The 16,719-nt window shown below is 65.9% G+C and carries 16 protein-coding genes and 1 pseudogene; 5 read left to right on the forward strand and 12 right to left on the reverse strand.

What is annotated here, in order from left to right; all coding sequences use genetic code 11:
- Positions 1–54 precede the first annotated feature (54 nt).
- On the reverse strand, positions 55–2,103 hold the full coding sequence (locus JQT59_RS22675) for a CocE/NonD family hydrolase (RefSeq protein WP_213572088.1): 2,049 nt from the start codon (positions 2,101–2,103) through the stop codon (positions 55–57).
- A gap of 16 nt (positions 2,104–2,119) precedes the next feature.
- Entirely contained in the window at positions 2,120–3,415 is a 1,296-nt protein-coding gene (locus tag JQT59_RS22680; protein WP_213572089.1) for an ATP-binding protein, read from the reverse strand.
- A 107-nt stretch (positions 3,416–3,522) separates the two neighbouring features.
- Here JQT59_RS22680 and JQT59_RS22685 point away from each other — a divergent pair, with 107 nt between their 5' ends.
- Positions 3,523–3,777, forward strand: a complete 255-nt coding sequence (locus JQT59_RS22685; RefSeq protein WP_213572090.1) for a hypothetical protein — start codon at positions 3,523–3,525, stop codon at positions 3,775–3,777.
- An 11-nt stretch (positions 3,778–3,788) separates the two neighbouring features.
- On the opposite strand, the gene JQT59_RS22690 is transcribed toward JQT59_RS22685, so the two are convergent.
- Both JQT59_RS22690 and JQT59_RS22695 read right to left on the reverse strand, forming a co-directional pair.
- Entirely contained in the window at positions 3,789–4,586 is a 798-nt protein-coding gene (locus tag JQT59_RS22690; RefSeq protein WP_159922410.1) for a SigB/SigF/SigG family RNA polymerase sigma factor, read from the reverse strand.
- On the reverse strand, positions 4,586–5,017 hold the full coding sequence (locus tag JQT59_RS22695) for an ATP-binding protein (RefSeq protein WP_213572091.1): 432 nt from the start codon (positions 5,015–5,017) through the stop codon (positions 4,586–4,588). The genes JQT59_RS22690 and JQT59_RS22695 overlap by 1 nt, the downstream gene beginning before the upstream one ends.
- Positions 5,018–5,190: 173 nt before the next feature.
- Between JQT59_RS22695 and JQT59_RS22700 the strand changes: the two genes are divergently transcribed.
- Positions 5,191–5,802 carry a flavodoxin family protein gene (locus JQT59_RS22700; protein ID WP_213572092.1) on the forward strand — a complete coding sequence of 204 codons (612 nt, stop codon included), beginning with the start codon at positions 5,191–5,193 and terminating at the stop codon, positions 5,800–5,802.
- A 26-nt stretch (positions 5,803–5,828) separates the two neighbouring features.
- Here the strand turns inward: JQT59_RS22700 and JQT59_RS22705 are convergent, their stop codons facing one another.
- Both JQT59_RS22705 and JQT59_RS22710 read right to left on the reverse strand, forming a co-directional pair.
- Complete coding sequence (locus JQT59_RS22705) at positions 5,829–6,476, reverse strand: HemK2/MTQ2 family protein methyltransferase (protein WP_213572093.1); 648 nt, start codon at positions 6,474–6,476, stop codon at positions 5,829–5,831.
- Between the two features lie 140 nt (positions 6,477–6,616).
- Positions 6,617–7,243, reverse strand: coding sequence for a class I SAM-dependent methyltransferase (locus JQT59_RS22710; RefSeq protein WP_213572094.1), 627 nt, complete (start codon positions 7,241–7,243; stop codon positions 6,617–6,619).
- Positions 7,244–7,309: 66 nt separating this feature from the next.
- Here JQT59_RS22710 and JQT59_RS22715 point away from each other — a divergent pair.
- Positions 7,310–7,738 (forward strand): annotated as a pseudogene (locus JQT59_RS22715) (amidohydrolase family protein); the annotation flags it as partial.
- Positions 7,739–7,844: 106 nt separating this feature from the next.
- On the opposite strand, the gene JQT59_RS22720 reads toward JQT59_RS22715, so the two are convergent.
- From JQT59_RS22720 to JQT59_RS22745, 6 genes are all read right to left on the reverse strand, one after another.
- The gene (locus tag JQT59_RS22720; protein WP_213577990.1) at positions 7,845–8,426 is read right to left on the reverse strand and encodes a P-loop NTPase family protein; all 582 of its coding nucleotides are present in this window, start codon (positions 8,424–8,426) and stop codon (positions 7,845–7,847) included.
- A gap of 376 nt (positions 8,427–8,802) precedes the next feature.
- Positions 8,803–9,138, reverse strand: a complete 336-nt coding sequence (locus tag JQT59_RS22725) for a hypothetical protein (protein ID WP_249353749.1) — start codon at positions 9,136–9,138, stop codon at positions 8,803–8,805.
- Between the two features lie 121 nt (positions 9,139–9,259).
- The gene (locus JQT59_RS22730; protein ID WP_213572095.1) at positions 9,260–9,721 is read right to left on the reverse strand and encodes a hypothetical protein; all 462 of its coding nucleotides are present in this window, start codon (positions 9,719–9,721) and stop codon (positions 9,260–9,262) included.
- 69 nt (positions 9,722–9,790) lie between these two features.
- On the reverse strand, positions 9,791–10,333 hold the full coding sequence (locus tag JQT59_RS22735; RefSeq protein ID WP_159922394.1) for a hypothetical protein: 543 nt from the start codon (positions 10,331–10,333) through the stop codon (positions 9,791–9,793).
- Between the two features lie 139 nt (positions 10,334–10,472).
- Positions 10,473–11,051: a putative immunity protein gene (locus tag JQT59_RS22740; RefSeq protein WP_213572096.1), complete on the reverse strand. Its 579-nt coding sequence runs from the start codon at positions 11,049–11,051 to the stop codon at positions 10,473–10,475.
- Between the two features lie 74 nt (positions 11,052–11,125).
- Entirely contained in the window at positions 11,126–12,313 is a 1,188-nt protein-coding gene (locus JQT59_RS22745) for a serine hydrolase domain-containing protein (RefSeq protein WP_213572097.1), read from the reverse strand.
- A 192-nt stretch (positions 12,314–12,505) separates the two neighbouring features.
- On the opposite strand from JQT59_RS22745, the gene JQT59_RS22750 reads away from it, so the two are divergent.
- Both JQT59_RS22750 and JQT59_RS22755 read left to right on the forward strand, forming a co-directional pair.
- Positions 12,506–13,936 carry a 3' terminal RNA ribose 2'-O-methyltransferase Hen1 gene (locus JQT59_RS22750; RefSeq protein WP_213572098.1) on the forward strand — a complete coding sequence of 477 codons (1,431 nt, stop codon included), beginning with the start codon at positions 12,506–12,508 and terminating at the stop codon, positions 13,934–13,936.
- On the forward strand, positions 13,929–16,466 hold the full coding sequence (locus JQT59_RS22755; RefSeq protein ID WP_213572099.1) for a polynucleotide kinase-phosphatase: 2,538 nt from the start codon (positions 13,929–13,931) through the stop codon (positions 16,464–16,466). Before JQT59_RS22750 ends, JQT59_RS22755 begins: the two co-directional genes overlap by 8 nt.
- Positions 16,467–16,719: the final 253 nt, after the last annotated feature.

Below are 16,719 nucleotides of genomic sequence, written 5' to 3' on the forward strand. Positions count from 1 at the left end.
GTGTACGACAGTTCTCGTGTGCCCGGCATCCGGTCTGAGAAACCGGCCCCGCCGTCACACCAGCTGACGCGGTATACGTCGGTGCCAGTTCTGCGAATACACCCGTCGATCCCCGTGTACGGCATCGAGTTCGAACGCGTCCAGGTCCGCGGTGATCACGAAGTCCGTGGCCGTCGACGTCAGGACCGTGCGGGTGCGGACCTCGGTCCGCCAGTCGTCCCGCTCGTATCGGCGCACGGTCTGCGTTTCGCCGCGCGCCGAATTCACATCGTTGCCGCGGAAACTGAACCACTCCCGCGTCGCCCTGCTGACGACGGTCCCGATCTCGTCGATACGGAACGAGCCCTGGTCGTCGACGATCTCGAGCGTGGAGGTGCCGCTCTCGAGGTCGCGAATGGTGCGCCAGTGGTGCTCCCCCCGGCGAAGCCGGGTCACCGCCAGCTTTTCGGCGGCCCGGGGTTCCCCGAGGTCGCGCAACCGGGCGTCGTCCTCGTCGCGGGGCGGGCGGACGGGCAGGATCAGGGTTCCGCCGGTGGAAACCGTCAAGGTCACCGGTTCGGGTGGGGGCCATGCCAACGGAAAATACGAGGTGGACAGTGACAGCCGCACGCGATGCCCGGCCGGGAACACCTGGGCTGCGCCGTTGAGCGGCAACCGAATCCGGTACTTCCGTCCCGGCGCGAGGGGGGCCGGATATTCGCTGCCGTCCCGGTGCGTGAGGTTGAGCACACCGTAGGTGACGCGGGTGGCCTCCCCGTTCGGGGCCACATCGGACAGGCGAGCGGCGAGCATGGCGACCGGGGTATCGGACGACACCTCCAGCTCGACCTCCGGTAGCCCGAGAATCTCCAGCGGCTCGTCGAGCGATTCGGTTTCGAAAACCAGTGCGCCGCCGTCCTCTTCACGCTGATCCGACGGCAGATCGGGGGTGGCCGCGTAGGACGCCCACTTACCGGCGAACATGCCCACGCTCATCGGCGATTGGAGGAAGAGCGGGCGGGGTTCGTCGCCCTCCTGGGCGGCCGCACCGGTTTCGGTGAGGATGTGCCGGCCGAAGGTGTACCGGCGCTGCTCGACGTGGGGCGACGGCCAGGACGGTTCGGCGACCCACCGGCCCGGCCGCTGCGCGTAGGAAGGATTCGGTTCCACGCTGTTCTGCATCCATGCCCGCACCATCGGTTCGTCCATGACACCGTTGTCGATTCCCTTGAGCCAGTGATCCCACCAGCGGACGACCTCGGCGAGGAAGTCGATCGCCGGACCGGGCACACCGAGGTGCGGGTATTTGTGGCCCCACGGCCCGATCAGGCCCTTGCGCGGGACGTCGAGATGTTCCATCAGGCGGAAGATCGCGTTGGTGTATCCGTCCGCCCATCCCCCGACCGCCAGAACCGGGCAGCGCACAGCGCTGTAGTCCTCGTTGACGGAGGCACGTTTCCAGTAGTCGTCCCGATGCTGATGCTCGAGCCAGTTCTCGATCCACAACCCACTGCCCCGGAGCCGTTCCAACCACATCTCCCGCCAGCTGTCTCCGACGATCGCCGGATCCGGTGGCAGGCTGTTGAAGGCGAACATCACGGTGGCCTCGGACAGGTTGTCGGAGAGCAGGCACCCGCCCATGTAATGCATGTTGTCGACGTAGAGGTCCTCGGTGGCCGAGGCGCTGATGATCGCCTTGAGGGCGGGCGGGCGCTGCGAGGCGACCTGCAGGCTGTTGAAACCGCCCCAGGAGATGCCCATCATCCCCACGTTCCCGTCGCACCACGGCTGCCGGGCCAGCCACGCGATCACTTCGCAAGCGTCGTCGTGCTCGGCGGGAAGGTACTCGTCCTGCAGGACGCCGTCGGAGTCGCCGCTGCCGCGCATGTCGACGCGCACGCAGGCGTAACCGTGGCCGGCGATATAGGGGTGGTTCAGGGCGTCGCGCCCGCGGGTGGAATCACGTTTGCGGTACGGCAGGTATTCGAGCACCGCCGGGACCGGATCAGTGTCCGCATCGACCGGCAACCATATCCGGGCGGCGAGCCGGGCTCCGTCCGGCATGGTGATGAAGGTGTTCTCGATGGTGCGGACCTCGCGGGGGAACGCGGTGACCGTCTGCATGAAAAGGACCGTCCTCTCAGTGCTGGTTCGGGACCGGCTCGAACTCGAATGGCAGTTCCGCCAGCGCGCGGTCGACGTGCTTTTCCAACTGGGCGATGTCTTCGGCGCCGATGTACATGGTCCCGAGCACATAGCGGTAGGCGTCCTGGTTCGGCAGGTCGGCGAGGCGGTCACCGGGCCGGACATCGATGAGGACTTTCGTCTCGGGCACCGCCTTCTGCACGCGGGCAATGTCCTCGTTGCTCGGCACCCTTGTCACGATGCCGTCCTCATAATGCGGGATGATGCATTTCGCGGCCACGCCGAATGAGCCGTGCCGCCGCTGCATGCGCGGTGGTGTGCCGAGCGCGATGTCGATCGCCACCTCGTGGTTCGACATGCCGTCCACCTTGGCGAACAGGTCACTGTGCGACTGCGAGATGCGGGTGTTCACCTCGATCAGCCAGAGCTTGTCCTCCTTCTCGTCCCACATGAATTCGGAGTTGAAGCAGCCGTTGTCGAATCCGACGTGCCGCAGGTACCGCTCGGTGATGTCGATCATTCGTTGCTGCACCTCGGGCGGCACCGTGCTCGCCGGATAGTCCAGTCGGTCGAAACTGTGTCCCGTGGCGTCCTTGTGCATGTCGAAGACCCCGTGCACCGAGAACTCGCCGTTGAACATCGTGCCCTCGGGGGCGGCCTGGATTCCGGTGATCACCTGCTCGGCGAGACACGTCGTGCCCGACGCCCCCCGTACCGCCTCGGGGAGGTCGACGCGCCGGAGCGCTTCATCGAACGCATGCCCCACCAGGCCGATCCTCTCGCGTATCTCTGCGATTGCCTCATGGAAGGCGGCCGCATCACCGATCTCGAACCCGAGTTGGGAGGAATGCGACTTCACCGGCTTCACCCAGAACGGGAACTCGAGCCCGATGGAATCGAGGGCGTGGTCGTCGAACGGGTCGAATGAGGCGAACCGGGGCACCGTGTCGGGTACGGATTCTTGCTGGGCGAGCCGGCTCCAGTACTTGTGCTCGCAGGCGAGCACACTGCGCAGGGGCGGCGCGGGAATGCCTCGCTCGGCGGCCAGGATGGGTGCCAGAACGCTGGTGGGAAAGTCCCAGTGGGCGATGATCGCGTCGACTGTTCCGGGAAACGCGTCGAGTTTCTCGCGGCACCCGGTGAGGAGATCCTCGAACACGTACTCGTCCGGGGCGACAAGTGTGTGGTAGTCGAGCAAGCCGTGGAATTGGTAATTCTTCGCGTCGCGGACGGTGCCGAGTTCTTCGCGTTGCATGTCGGTAAGGCCGAGAATGAAGATGTTCTTACCCATACGTTGCAGCGTTCCCGCAACCACTTCCCGGGAAACGGGAGATTCGTACCCCAAGCCTCTGGGTACGCAGGAGACGGGATCGATTGTCCAACCGAGGAAGGCGACTGATGAACACCCACGTGACGGTGAAACTCTTACGCGAACTGCTCGACTCGTCACTGCCCGACGCGACTCTGATTCTCGTCGACGGGACTCCTCGGGTGGTCGGCTCCGCGGACCTCGAGGACAAGGCGCAGCCGTTCGTCATCGTCACGCAGGACGACCTGCGCGATCGGCTTCCGAAGGATCGGGAGTACGGCGACAGTGATCTCGAATTCCATGCCGCCGAGCTCGAATCGACGGTGGCGTCCCTCGGCGGGTGAACGGCCGCTGCTCAGCCGTCTCCCAGCTGCTCCCGCAGCCCGGCGAGAGTCCGGGCCAGGATCCGGGACACCTGCATCTGGGAGACGCCGACCCGCTGCGCGATTTCGGTCTGTGTCATCGAGCCGAAGAACCGCAACATCAGCACTCGGCGCTCGAGTGGAGGTAGCTTCTCGAGGGCCGGCCGCACCGCCGCATGACTTTCCACATTCGCCAACTCGGGGTCCTCCTCGCCGAGTGTCTCGGCGAGCGGAAGGTCATCGGGATCGTCGCCCATGGTCGCATCCATCGACAAGGTTTGATACGCGTTCTTCGCGAGCAGCCCCTCCGACACCTCGCGGACGTCGAGGTCCAGTTCCGCCGCGATTTCGCTGGCGGACGGGGAACGACCCAGATCCTGGGACAGTTCGTCGACCGCTTTGGTGATCAGTGCATGCATCTCCTGCATTCGCCGGGGCACACGCATCGACCATCCGACATCGCGGAAGTAGCGCCGCACCTCCCCCATGATCGTGGGCACGGCGTAGGAGACGAAGTCGTAGCCGCGGTCCGGATCGAAACGGTCGACTGCTTTCACCAATCCGAGGCGCGCGACCTGCAACAGATCCTCGTGCGCCTCACCGCGACCACCGAACCGGCGGGCAATGTGCTCGGCCAGCGGCAGGCACCGGGTGATGACGTCGTCGCGCAGCACCGATGCCTCGGCGGACGTACTCTCGAGCGCCCCGAGGCGCGCAAGGGTCGGCGCCACGTCCTTGTAGTCATCTCTGCCGGGACGGCGCCGCTCGCTGCGTTCCGACACGGGCGACACTAGAGGGTGCCCCGGTGTTTGACGAGGTCGACGGTGACGCCTCGCACACCGATAGCGTCGTCACGGGTCCCCTCGGTCACCGACACCGTATCCATCAACGTTTCCAGTACGTGCCAGCCGAAGCTCTCTCGGTTGGGCACACCCGCCCGGGTGAGGAACCCACCGATGGTGACGTGCAAAGCGTTCTCCGCTACCGCGAAGGAGCAGGTCAACTCCGAACTCGGCTGCGCTGCCGCGATCAGTTCCGAGCACACCTCGTCGACCGCGAGTTTGACATCGGCCACGTCGTCGAGGGTGAAGTCACCGAGGACGGCGAGGGTCTCTGCAACCGCACGCACCACGGGCAACTGTTCGAACTCCGCCGCTACACGAAGCACCACGGGCACACCCGATCTCGTTTTCATCTGCGTAACCTCGTCGACCTCGGCCATCTGCACTCCACGTCTGTCGTCGGTATCTTCGACTTCCGGCAGCGTACCCAGGGAGTGCACTACTCAACCGACCGACAGCCGCAGCGAGCACGCGGGCAGCGGAACCGACCGGTAGGAATTCCGGCGACCAGGGGAGGTGCGTACCCCGCCGGGGGCCCGGGTACTTCGCTCTCATGACTCCTCTTACCGCACTCGCCCTCACCTGTTCGCTGAAACCGTCTCCGGCACCCTCGAGTAGTGAACTGATGGCCGAGCAGGTCCTCGCCGAGCTGGGCAAGCACGGGGTGACCGGGGACACCGTGCGACTGGTCGATCTCGACATCCGCCCCGGAGTCGGCACCGACATGGGAAACGGCGATCAGTGGCCGGATGTCCGCACACGCATCCTCGAATCCGACATCCTTCTCGTGTCGACACCGACGTGGCTCGGCCAGATGTCGAGCGTGGCCAAACGGGCGCTCGAGCGGCTGGACGCGGAACTGTCCGAGACCGATGAGCAGCAGCGTCCCATCCTGTTCGACAAAGTCGCGATCGCGGCCGTCGTCGGCAACGAGGACGGGGCCCACGCAATTGTCGCCGACCTGTTCCAGGCCCTCAACGACTGTGGTTTCACCATTCCCGCACAGGGCTGTACGTACTGGAACGGTGAGGCGATGACACCCGGTGACTACAACGACCTCGACGAGGTGCCGGAGGCGGTGGCGTCGACCACCGCGACCTTGGCGCGCAATGCGGCACACCTGGCGCGTGCCTTGAAAACCGAGCCGTACCCTCCGGGAGACTGAACGGCCGGCGCCGACGTCGTGCGCGGCTACCGCACGGCCCGGATGACCACCAGTTCTTCGGTGCGCTGCCCGGGCGCGATGAGGCCCCTGGATTCGAACAGGGCCCGCCGCGCGGCGAGGACCGGGCCGAACGGGATCTCGGTGCGGGCCACCACGTCGACTGACAGGCCCTGCTCCTCGAGCATCGTCTGGGTCTTTTCCACCCCGCTCAACGCGGATTGTGCGAGCAGCAGTGTTCCGCGGTCGCCGAGAACTTCGGGTGCCTCGACGCAGATCCGGTCGAGAAGTGCTCGCCCGTCCTTGCCCGCATCCCAGGCCCGGGCGATCCCGGTGTCGGGCAGCTCGTCGTCGGCCGCCGGCACATACGGCGGGTTGGACACCACGAGGTCGAACCGTTCGCCGCGCACCCCTGCAACGAGGTCGCTACGCAGCACCCGAATGTGGTGGCCGCGCAGCCGCGCGTTGGTCCACGCGGTGACCAGAGCCCGGCGCGAGACGTCGACCGCCGTCACGGAGTGGGCACCGGCCTGCGCCGCGCGCAACGCCAGTACGCCCGTGCCGGTACACAAGTCGAGAACGCTTCTCCCCGGCGCGAGCCCGTGACGGTCGAGAACGTCGGCGAGAAGCCAGGTATCTTCCTGCGGCGGATACACCCCGGGAATGCGCAGCAACATCGTCGACTCCTCATCATGCACCGACAGCGATCCGCGTCGACCGCCACACTCGACAATACGGAGGTCCCTGTCCATTGCGAGGGACACGCCGCCGATGGGCTGAGGATGTGATGTGACCGCGGGCGGGCCGGGGACGTCCGTCACCGGGCGCTCTGCCTGCGCGCGGTGATTGCCCCATGCGGCCTGTGGCCACTCCCCGTGCGTGTATGTGCCTCCAGCACCTCGAAGCCGGCCTCGAGCAACACCTGGCTGAGTTCGGCAACCGGCCATCGGTGGGCCGTGGTGACGGCATGGTCGAAGGTCTCCACGGTCGCTCCTTCGACGAAGCCCACCAACAACCCCCCACCCGGCTGAAGGACGCGCGCGAACTCCGCGAGCGGAGTCCGGATCTCGTGCGGATCGTGGTGGATGAGCGAGTACCAGGACAACACACCACCCAGTGATCCTGTTGCGGCGTCCAGCGCCTCGAAGCCGCCGACGTCGAACACGAGGTGTGAATACTGCGTGCGAGCTCGTTCTACGAACTCGGGCACCAGGTCGATCCCCCTCACATCCAGTCCGCACTCGGCCAGGAAGTCCGTCCACTGTCCGGGACCACATCCAGCGTCGAGCACGGGACCGGTGAGAGTGGTGGCCCAGGCACTCACCAGAGCCCGATCGGACGGGTGCGTCGAGGCCATGGAGCCGAAGAGATCCACGTATTCCCGGGATCGGGCCGAGTAGGACGCCCGGACGGTATCGACTCGTTGCGCGCTCGTGTTTTCCATGCTCACGATCATCGTCGATGGGGTGCACCCTGCCGGACCCCGCCAGGACGAAATCGCTCACCTACGGTCTGGGATCTTCTGGTTTACGACGAGCAGCTACCCGCGACCCACCAACTCATAGCGGCCTTTCCCAGCACCACCTTCGTATTAGAGGCGGCCGGTTGGCCGATCGAGCTCACCGCCGAAGGCTTTTCCCGGTGGGAAGAACGCCTCACGGCGGTGAGCCAGTTTCCGAACGTCGTCCTGAAGTTGCAGGGAATCGCCCTCATATTCGGAACATCCCTCGATGCGATCGGAAAATGGGTACGGACGGCGCTCAGCATCTTCGGTGCCCGGCGATGCATGTTCGCCTCTCATTATCCGATCGACCACCTGCTGTGGGACAGCCGAACAATGGTATCCACCGTCCAGGCGGCCCTCGACGACGTGCCGGCGACAGAGCAAGCGCTGTTCTTCGGCGACACCGCCCGGCAGGTGTATCGACTGTCGGCCGGCAGTCGATGTTCAGCCACCCGACGCAGGCCTGGCGCGCCTAGCACGAAACATCGTCCAATGAAACAAGTTTCGAACAGCACAAGCTTCTAGGCGCCGGCTACAGCGGTCACTTCCCGTCCGAGTCGCTCGCCAGAGTCCCGACAAGCGGTCCTGCGAACCAGTGTTCGACATCGGCGCGGCTGCGGATCCGGACGATGGTGAGGTCGGATCGTCGCTGCGCAAGTGCGGAGATTCTGAGTTCGCTCTTGTGGTGCGTGGTCCAGGCCCAGCGCACGATGTGATCTCGGTCGAGAAGGAACCGGCGCAGGGGCGGCTCGATGTTGCCGTTCCAGAGCACCTCGCGGCGTAGTCGTCGCCGAATGGTGCGGGCGGTGACCTGGCGCATCACGGTGGCGCGGGGCAAGTCGAGCCAGACGAGCAGATCCGCACGATCGGCGAGTAGGTCGCGTACATTGCCGTACTGCCATTCCGTGACCCACTGGGGCTGCGAGCTGAATTCCTCCACATCGGTGAGGAATTGATCGCGCGGTATCCAGTTCGATCCGTGATACAGCGCGTCGATCTCGACATGTTCGATACCGAGCAGCGTCGCGATGCGCGCGGCAAGTGTCGTCTTGCCGGCGCCGGAGGTTCCTGCGACGAGGACTCGCCGGGGTCGACGCGCAAGGCTCTGACGGGGGTCGATCATGGGCACCGGGACACCGTAACGGACAGCACTGGCACGGTATCTCGACGGAGCGGCCGCATCGTCCGCTCTCGCCGCCGCGGTGGTCGCGGGGGGCGCAGCACCCGCCCACACCGAACCGTCGAGTGCTTCGGGCTGACGCCACGGGCGATTCCCGGACCCGGCGGTGTTTCGCACATTCCGTGGATCCAGCGCTATCGCCGCGAGGGCCTGTGGACACCGACCGGGATACCGTCGACCGGATCGTGCATCGGCGGGGCCGGCGCCCCGTGGTGGGATGCCGGAGGTGCGACGGGCGCCTTCACGACCTGCGGACTCCAAGAGGGGATCGTCACCTATGTCAGTCTGGGCTGCAATCCCATTCGCCCCCAGTGAAGAGTCAGGAATGGTGGTGAACCGGCGGCAGATCTCGTTGCACCAACCGCAGATCGGAGGCTGCGATGATGCCGGGAAAGTAGTAGTAGCCCTCCGGAGATTGGATCAGGTCGTCAGCGTCGATGCTTCGGACCTCCCACACGTCCACCGCTCCGCCCGTGTTGTTCATCCGCACGAACCAGTCGCGTTCGAAGTCGTCGGCCGCGAGAAAGCAGCCCTTCTGCTCCGGACGACGGCTTCCCGCTATACCGGGGGCAGCACCCATTCGGCTCCAGTCCAGGCCGTGTCGCGAAATGGATGCACGGTTCAGGACCGAGGTGACGTGGTAGCGAATGTGCATGTTCCGACGGTAACAACAACCAACGCGCGTGAGCATCGCATTTATCGCCGTGAGAACCCCGACCACGACACTCGCGCACGCTGTGCCGACGTCCCCGCGGGCAAGGGTCTCCGGAACCCGCTCAGTACACGTTGATGTCGGTGCCGCTGGGAATATGCGGACGATCGGTGGTCAGCGTGACCTCGACGCGACCGGATCCGGTCTCGAGGTGTGCCCACGGTTCAGCCGGGAAATCGATCACGCCTCCACTCACCTCGGCGGACCACGTTCCTGCTGCCCCGGTATCCACGTTTCGCCAGTGCAACGTTGCGGATACCGAGCACAGCACACCAGGCGTCGTCGACATACCGACGAATGTCGCGTTGAGCCGAACGTAGACCAGCCCGGGCAGCCTGTCCGTCGCGACGGTGACTCCCCCGATTCGGCCGCCGCAGGCGACTCCGTCCGCGGCGGTCACCGTGTCCGGGATGTACACCCATCGGTCTTGCGTCTGATCCGCCGCAGCAGGGCTGCTGGTGGCGAACATCCCGGCCAGCACCAGTCCACTGATCGTGATCGACCGACGGAACTCGGGAAGAAACATGGTGCTCCAGACACATTCGTGAACAGCGGTCCCGACCGTGATCGGGCGGGCAGACGGGATGGGTCCGGGTCACCTACCGGGCACGACCGAGATGGTTCCCCGACAGACGGCGTTCTGAGGATTGACGAACCACCATCCGGCGCCGGTCTGGACGGTGACGGTGAACGACACCGTTCCGGTTCCCGCCCAGGTGCGGTTGATCGGTATTCCAGGCTTCTGCTGCCAGGCCGCCTCATCGCTGACGCTGTGACCGGTCGCACCTGTCGTCGTGTTGTGCCAGTCGACCGACACCCTCGTGCCGTACCAGTTGACTCCGATGCTGGGGATCAGACCACCGGGCGGCGCGGGCAATTCGTTGCCGCCGCTGAGCAGAATCGACGGCTCCAGCGCGGTTCCACCCGGTCGAAGCGACTCCCCGGAGGCGGCGTTGACGGTCCACGTGAATGGCGGTGCCCACATAAGAGGATTCGCGCTCGAACACGTCATCGTTGTCGATGTCGGTGGCGCGGGCTGAGCACTCGCGACCGCGCCTCCCCCGGCCACCACTGCAGTTCCCACCCCGAGCGCAGTGAGTGCGGCCGCGCCTACGCGGCGTCCCAGCTTGTTACTCATGAGCACTCCATTTCCTTTGTTACCGCGAGAATGAAGACGTCGTCCGCCCCCTTCCACTTTCGGAGACGGAACAGAGTTTGTTACAGATGATGCGAAGTGGACGCGAGCTGGCGTGGGGGTCCCGGCCCGAGTCCGCCGTCTACTCCGGTGTGTCCGTGAGGTCCGCCATCGTGGGGGAATACCGGAGCGACGCGTCCAACTGACGGATCAGTTCCCCGACCCGTCCTCCCCCACCCGGGGCCACCGGGTAGCGGCGCAGGACCTCTACCACCACGTGATCCGCAAGTCTCTGCGCCCCCGCGAGGTATTCGGCTCCGACGACGGGATCGTCGCCGGCGGAGAGTTCGAACGCTCGTGCGGCATGAGCGGCGGAGCCGAGGATGTGCTTTATCTGCGTGGCTTTGGCGAGTGGATGGAGGAACGCCGCACCGGCCGCGTGGCCGGCCGCGCGGGCAGCGTCGCTCGCTGCGGGCTGTCCTGCATCGCGGGCCTCCTGAGCAGCCCGATGTGCTGCCCACGCTCTGTGGCGGAGAGTTGTGGTCCGCTCGGCTCCCTCCGCGAACGCCCCTGCACCGTCGATCGCGGCTCGTGGGCGCTGATCGTGCGGGCGTTCACGTTCGAAAACCGCCAATGCAGGTCGCGCGCACGCCACTGCAAAGCCGGCGACCTCGCGAAGTTCCGAGCGGCTGAGTTCGATCTCGCTGGAGTCATCCGCCATGGGGTCACCCTTCCGCACAGGGTCCTGAGCTTCAACATCACCAAGGCAGTGACCAGCTGGAGGTGCCGGGTCGGTCAGGGCACCTTGGGCGGGTTGTCCGGGAGGAGGAGTGCGCCGATGTCGTTGCCGATCGGCACGGTGTTGTTGGCGTTTGCGTTGGCCGTCGGTCCGAGCGTGGCGTAGACGACGATCGTGGTCTTCGACTCCGTGTCGTAGAGGGCGATGCCGTTGTAGCCCCCGAAAGCCGGGTTCATGAGCAGCCAACTGCCCAGGTGAACGGTTCCGAATGCGAAGTACCTGTCCGCAGTCAGCGGGCCCAGCCCGGCGGTCTTGTCCGCCATCATCTCCGTGAACGCCGTGTCGGAGAGGAGCTCGCCGTTGCCGAGCGCCCGTACCCACCGCGCGACTTCGGCCACCGTCGAGTTCATGTTGCCGCTGTTGAGGAACGCCGTGGGATTCCAGAACGTGGAGTCCTCGAAGACGCCACGTTCGTTGGTATAGCCGTGCAGAATCGGTTCACTGATCTCGGGTGTCGACATCACGCTGCTCTGATTCATCCCGAGTGGCTGAAAGATGCGTTCCTTCAGCAGATCACCGAGCGGCTTTCCCGTCGCCTGCTCGAGTACCACTCCCAGCAGGCACAGATCGCTGTGCGCGTAGGCAAAACTGGTCCCCGGTTCGAACAGCGGTGGGCGGGAATTGGCGAGGGCGAAGATCTCCTGAGACGTGAAGCCTTTGATCGGATTTGCGTAGAAGGTCTTCAGGAATTCGGGGTTGGTGACGTAGTCCGAAATGCCCGTCGTGCTGTTGGCGAGCATCCGCGGGGTGATCTTGTCGGCGCGCGGAAAGTCGGGTACCCACTTGGCGATCGGCTCGTCCAGGCTCAGCGTTCCGGCTTCGCCCAGCTGTAACAGAACGGTCGACAGCATTGGTTCCATCGGCTGGCCGACTCGCAATTGCATGTCACGCGTTGCGGGAACGCCGAGCGGCGACTCCCCCACTGCTCCGCTGACAATTTCCTCGTCACCGCGCCACACACCGAAGACGGCACCGCTGAGATCGAGTTCCGCCAGCTTGTTGCGAACTACGTCGACGATTCTGTCGGCGTCGGGATCGTCCGCGTGCAGTGCATCCGCACCGTGCTCTGTTGTCTGCTGTCCGCCGCGATCTTCCGAGCCACAGGAAACGGCGCCGCAAACAAGAACGATGCTGAGCGCGGCAACCGCGCTTCGACGCAGCCGGCTGCGAGTCGACGAACTCATGAGGTCGATCCCTTCGTGCGCAGGGTCGAGCGGGACTCGCTGCTTCCTGATTCTAGGCACAAATCTTCCTCGGCCTGAGGGTTTCTGGCCGTCAATCACGGGCCACCGTGTTAGTCCGCCGCGAAGTACGCGATCAAAGCCTGCCGAATATGTTGCTGCGGCGAACACCTCGTCTGCGGCAGACTGTGCCTGGTGATTCTGACGATCTCCACGACAGCACGACCGGCCACCGATCTCGGCTACCTGCTGCACAAGCACCCTGATCGGGTCCAGGAGTTCCCCCAATCCTGCGGTGTCGCCCGCGTGTTCTATCCAGAGGCGAACGTGGATCGCTGCACGGCAGCGCTGTTGCTGGATGTCGACTCGGTACGGCTCGCCCGCATGTCAGGCAGGTCTGCACCCGACTATGCGCTCGGCCAGTACGTCAACGATCGGCCCTACGCTGTCTCCTCGCTGTTGTCGGTGGCGTTGGCGGAGGTATTCCGCACCGCCCGCGCCGGCCGGTGCACAATGAAACCCGAGCTCGCTGCCGCCCGGATACCGCTCGAGATTTCGTTGCCCGCATTGCCCTGTCGCGGTGGACCGGAGCTGGCCGAGCGACTTTTCGCCCCGCTGGGTTGGACGGTCGTGGCCCGCGCCGTGCCGCTGGACGACGCCTTCCCCGAATGGGGCAACTCCCATTACGTGCGGCTCACCATGCGGGGTGACATCCGGCTCGCCGACGCACTCAATCACCTCTACGTGCTGCTTCCCGTGCTCGATGACGCCAAACACTATTGGGTCGCCTCCGACGAGGTCGACAAACTTATCCGGGCGGGCGGATCCTGGCTCACCGAGCACCCCGAAAGGACGCTGATCACCCGCCGCTATCTGCGGCACCAGTCCGCACTCACTCGCGCCGCCTTCGAGCGACTCGCCGAACTCGGGGACGATGTGGAGGCGCGTCTGGAACCGCCGGTCGACGAAGAGCCCGACAACGACACGGTGACCGCGCCGGACACCTCGGTCCCGCCGCCGCTGAACCTGCTTCGGCGTGAGGCGGTCCTTCGAGTGCTCGACGAGCTGGACGCTCGCACGGTCATCGACCTCGGATGCGGGTCCGGTCAACTGGATTCCGCGCTGCTGGACGATCCCGGCTATACCGAGATCGCCGGTGTGGACGTGTCGACGAGAGCGTTGACGATAGCGGGACGCCGCTTGCGGTTGGATCGGATGCCGGAGCGGCGCCGCACACGTCTGCAGCTGTTCCAGGCGGCGCTCACCTACACCGACAGAAGGTTCGCCGGCTACGACGCGGCAGTGCTGATGGAGGTTGTCGAGCACATCGACCCGCCACGGCTGCCCGCACTCGAACAGGTGGTGTTCGGCACGGCACGGCCCGGGCACGTGATCGTGACGACGCCGAACTCCGAGTACAACGTGCGTTACACCGACCTTCGGGGTATGCGCCACCCCGACCATCGCTTCGAGTGGTCCCGCGCCGAATTCGGTTCGTGGGCAGCCCATGTCGGCGAAGAATTCGGTTACACCGTCGACTTCCGCCCGGTGGGTGACGACGACCCCGACGTCGGTTCCCCCACTCAGATGGCGGTCTTCACCCGGGTGGGCGGCGCCGATGTCTGATATCTCGGTGCCGGCACTGTCGCTGGTCGTGCTCGTGGGAGTCTCGGGCAGCGGAAAATCTACGTTCGCTGCCCACCATTTCGCGCCCACCCAGGTGCTGTCGTCCGACTTCTGCCGCGGCCTGGTCGCCGACGACCAGAACGACCAGGCGGCAACGTCCGATGCCTTCGACGTGCTGCTCTACATTGCCGCAACCCGGCTGCGTCGGGGCCTGCTCACCGTCGTCGACGCCACGAACGTGCAGCGTGAAGCGCGCAAGGCGCTGATCGATCTGGCGAAGTCTCACGACGTCCTGGTGGACGCGATCGTGCTCGACGTCCCCGACGACGTCGCAATCACCCGCAACCAGGCCCGATCGGACCGCGACTTCGGGGCGCACGTGATCCGAAGGCAGCACAAGGATCTTCGGCGATCGTTGCCGAAGATGGGCCGCGAAGGTTTCCGGCGTGTGCACGTGCTGACCGGAGTGGACGACATCGCTGCGGCGACAGTGGCATTGGAGAAGGCATGGACCGACAAGCGTGAGCTGACCGGACCGTTCGACATCATCGGTGATGTACACGGCTGCCGGAGCGAACTTCAGACCCTGCTGCGCAAGCTCGGCTGGATGCTCGATCCCGACGGCGGCGGCGCGTCGCACCCCGAGGGCCGAACCGCGGTGTTCGTCGGCGACCTGGTCGACCGCGGACCCGACACCCCGGGAGTGCTGCGTCTGGTGATGGGCATGGTGACGGCCGGAACCGCCCTGTGCGTGTCGGGCAACCACGAACAGAAGCTTGCCCGGGCGCTGCACGGCCGGAAGGTCGCCACCTCGCACGGGCTGCAGCAGTCGCTCGATCAGCTCGCCGCGGAACCCGACGACTTCCGCAGGAACGCCCACGCCTTCATCGACGGTCTGATCAGTCACTACGAACTCGACGGTGGCAATCTGGTGGTTGCGCACGCCGGGTTGAAGGAGGCATACCACGGCCGCGCGTCTGCCCGGGTGCGCTCGTTCGCCTTGTACGGGGACACCACCGGCGAGACCGACGAGTACGGACTGCCGGTGCGCTACCCGTGGGCCCAGGACTATCGCGGCCGCGCCGTCGTCGTCTACGGCCACACCCCGGTGCCGGAGGCCGAGTGGAGCAACAACACCCTCTGCCTCGACACCGGCGTCGTCTTCGGCGGCAAGCTGACCGCCCTGCGCTACCCGAGCAGAGAAATGGTTTCCGTACCGGCGGAGCGGGTGTGGTTCGAACCGGTGCGCCCCCTCACCACCGGCTCGACCAGGTCGGGTCCCCCGGCACAGCGCGATCCGGGCCAGCTGTCCATCGACGACGTGCGCGGAACGCGGCACATCGACGTCCGGTACACCAAGGGGCGCATCAAGGTGCGCGAGGAGAACACCGCCGCTGCCCTCGAGATCATGAGCAGATTCGCCGTCGACCCGCGCTGGCTGGTGTACCTGCCGCCGACCATGGCCCCACCGGCCACCTCGAACCTCGACGGCTACCTGGAGCATCCGGCGCAGGCCCTCGCCGAGTTCGCATCCGACGGCGTCACCGAGCTCGTGTGCGAGGAGAAGCACATGGGTTCCCGGGCGATCGCCGTGCTGGCCCGCGATGCCGCGACCGCGGCGAAGCGGTTCGGCGTCACCGACGGCAGCTCGGGCATCGTCTACACCCGCACGGGGCGCCCGTTCTTCGACGATGCGACCACGATGAGTGAACTGGTCGACCGGCTACGCGCCGCATGCGGGCCGCTGATGGACGACCTGGAGTCATCGTGGCTGGTACTCGATTGCGAACTGCTGCCCTGGTCGGCGAAGGCGGGAGAGCTGATCCGCAGCCAGTACGCATCGGTCGGGGCCGCTGCTGGTGCATCGCTGCCGGACGCGATCGCCGCGCTCGAGCGCGCCGCCGCCCGCGGTCTGGACGTCGGCGAGCTGCTGGCCCGCACCCGAACCCGTGCGGTCAACTCCGATCGGTTCCGGAAGGCATATGCCCGATACTGCTGGCCGGTGACCGGACTGGACGGCGTGCGGCTGGCCCCGTTCCAGATCCTCGCCTACGAGGGCCGGGCGGCTGCGGTCACCGAACCACACTCCTGGCACCTCGCCAAGTTGGCGATGCTGGACGATCCTCTCGTCGCCGCCACCCGACACGTGTTCGTCGATCTCACCTCGGATGCGTCCCGGGACGCCGCAACCGCCTGGTGGTCACGACTGACCGATGCCGGCGGAGAAGGCATGGTGGTCAAGCCGGTCGGCCAGGCACCCGCGGAACTGGCACGCAGAAGGATTCAGCCGGGCATCAAGGTGCGGGGGCAGGAGTACCTGCGGATCATCTACGGTCCCGACTACACCGACAATCTCGACGTGCTCCGCGACCGGTCTCTGGGCCGCAAACGATCGATGGCCCTGCGTGAGCACGCGCTCGGGCTCGAGGCGCTGACCCGGCTGGCGGAAGGCGACCCGCTATGGCGGGTGCACGAGCCGGTGTTCGCGGTGCTGGCGCTCGAGTCCGAGCCCGTGGACCCCCGGTTGTAGTCGGAGGGTCGCATCGTCCGGTCGGCGTGTCGACCATCCGTCCTCCCACCCGGTGGTTGGCCATGGGCATCGGACCTACCGCGGGTGAGAAACAACTCATCGACTACCTCGACGCACTCGGTCGCTCGTATTCTGTGTCGTCGTGTCGGTAGGAGCGCAGAACCAGGGAACCGCGTCGCGGGAACACGATGTGCAGATTCCTGCGCCGGCCCCGGCACGGTCGTTACTCCTCGGGGTTGCCGGCCAGGGCCGG

Origin of the sequence: Rhodococcus sp. USK13 (genome assembly GCF_018343855.1) — a bacterium.
GTDB classification, from domain to species: domain Bacteria; phylum Actinomycetota; class Actinomycetes; order Mycobacteriales; family Mycobacteriaceae; genus Rhodococcus_F; species Rhodococcus_F oxybenzonivorans.

Bases quoted from the DNA above. Each gene is read 5' to 3' on its own strand.
- JQT59_RS22755 (WP_213572099.1), top strand. From the start codon at position 13,929: ATGTCTGATATCTCGGTGCCGGCACTGTCGCTGGTCGTGCTCGTGGGA.
- JQT59_RS22720 (WP_213577990.1), bottom strand. From the start codon at position 8,426: ATGATCGACCCCCGTCAGAGCCTTGCGCGTCGACCCCGGCGAGTCCTC.
- JQT59_RS22700 (WP_213572092.1), top strand. From the start codon at position 5,191: ATGACTCCTCTTACCGCACTCGCCCTCACCTGTTCGCTGAAACCGTCT.
- JQT59_RS22675 (WP_213572088.1), bottom strand. From the start codon at position 2,103: ATGCAGACGGTCACCGCGTTCCCCCGCGAGGTCCGCACCATCGAGAAC.
- JQT59_RS22745 (WP_213572097.1), bottom strand. From the start codon at position 12,313: ATGAGTTCGTCGACTCGCAGCCGGCTGCGTCGAAGCGCGGTTGCCGCG.
- JQT59_RS22685 (WP_213572090.1), top strand. From the start codon at position 3,523: ATGAACACCCACGTGACGGTGAAACTCTTACGCGAACTGCTCGACTCG.
- JQT59_RS22725 (WP_249353749.1), bottom strand. From the start codon at position 9,138: ATGCACATTCGCTACCACGTCACCTCGGTCCTGAACCGTGCATCCATT.
- JQT59_RS22730 (WP_213572095.1), bottom strand. From the start codon at position 9,721: ATGTTTCTTCCCGAGTTCCGTCGGTCGATCACGATCAGTGGACTGGTG.
- JQT59_RS22695 (WP_213572091.1), bottom strand. From the start codon at position 5,017: ATGGCCGAGGTCGACGAGGTTACGCAGATGAAAACGAGATCGGGTGTG.
- JQT59_RS22705 (WP_213572093.1), bottom strand. From the start codon at position 6,476: ATGTTGCTGCGCATTCCCGGGGTGTATCCGCCGCAGGAAGATACCTGG.
- JQT59_RS22710 (WP_213572094.1), bottom strand. From the start codon at position 7,243: ATGGAAAACACGAGCGCGCAACGAGTCGATACCGTCCGGGCGTCCTAC.
- JQT59_RS22680 (WP_213572089.1), bottom strand. From the start codon at position 3,415: ATGGGTAAGAACATCTTCATTCTCGGCCTTACCGACATGCAACGCGAA.
- JQT59_RS22735 (WP_159922394.1), bottom strand. From the start codon at position 10,333: ATGAGTAACAAGCTGGGACGCCGCGTAGGCGCGGCCGCACTCACTGCG.
- JQT59_RS22740 (WP_213572096.1), bottom strand. From the start codon at position 11,051: ATGGCGGATGACTCCAGCGAGATCGAACTCAGCCGCTCGGAACTTCGC.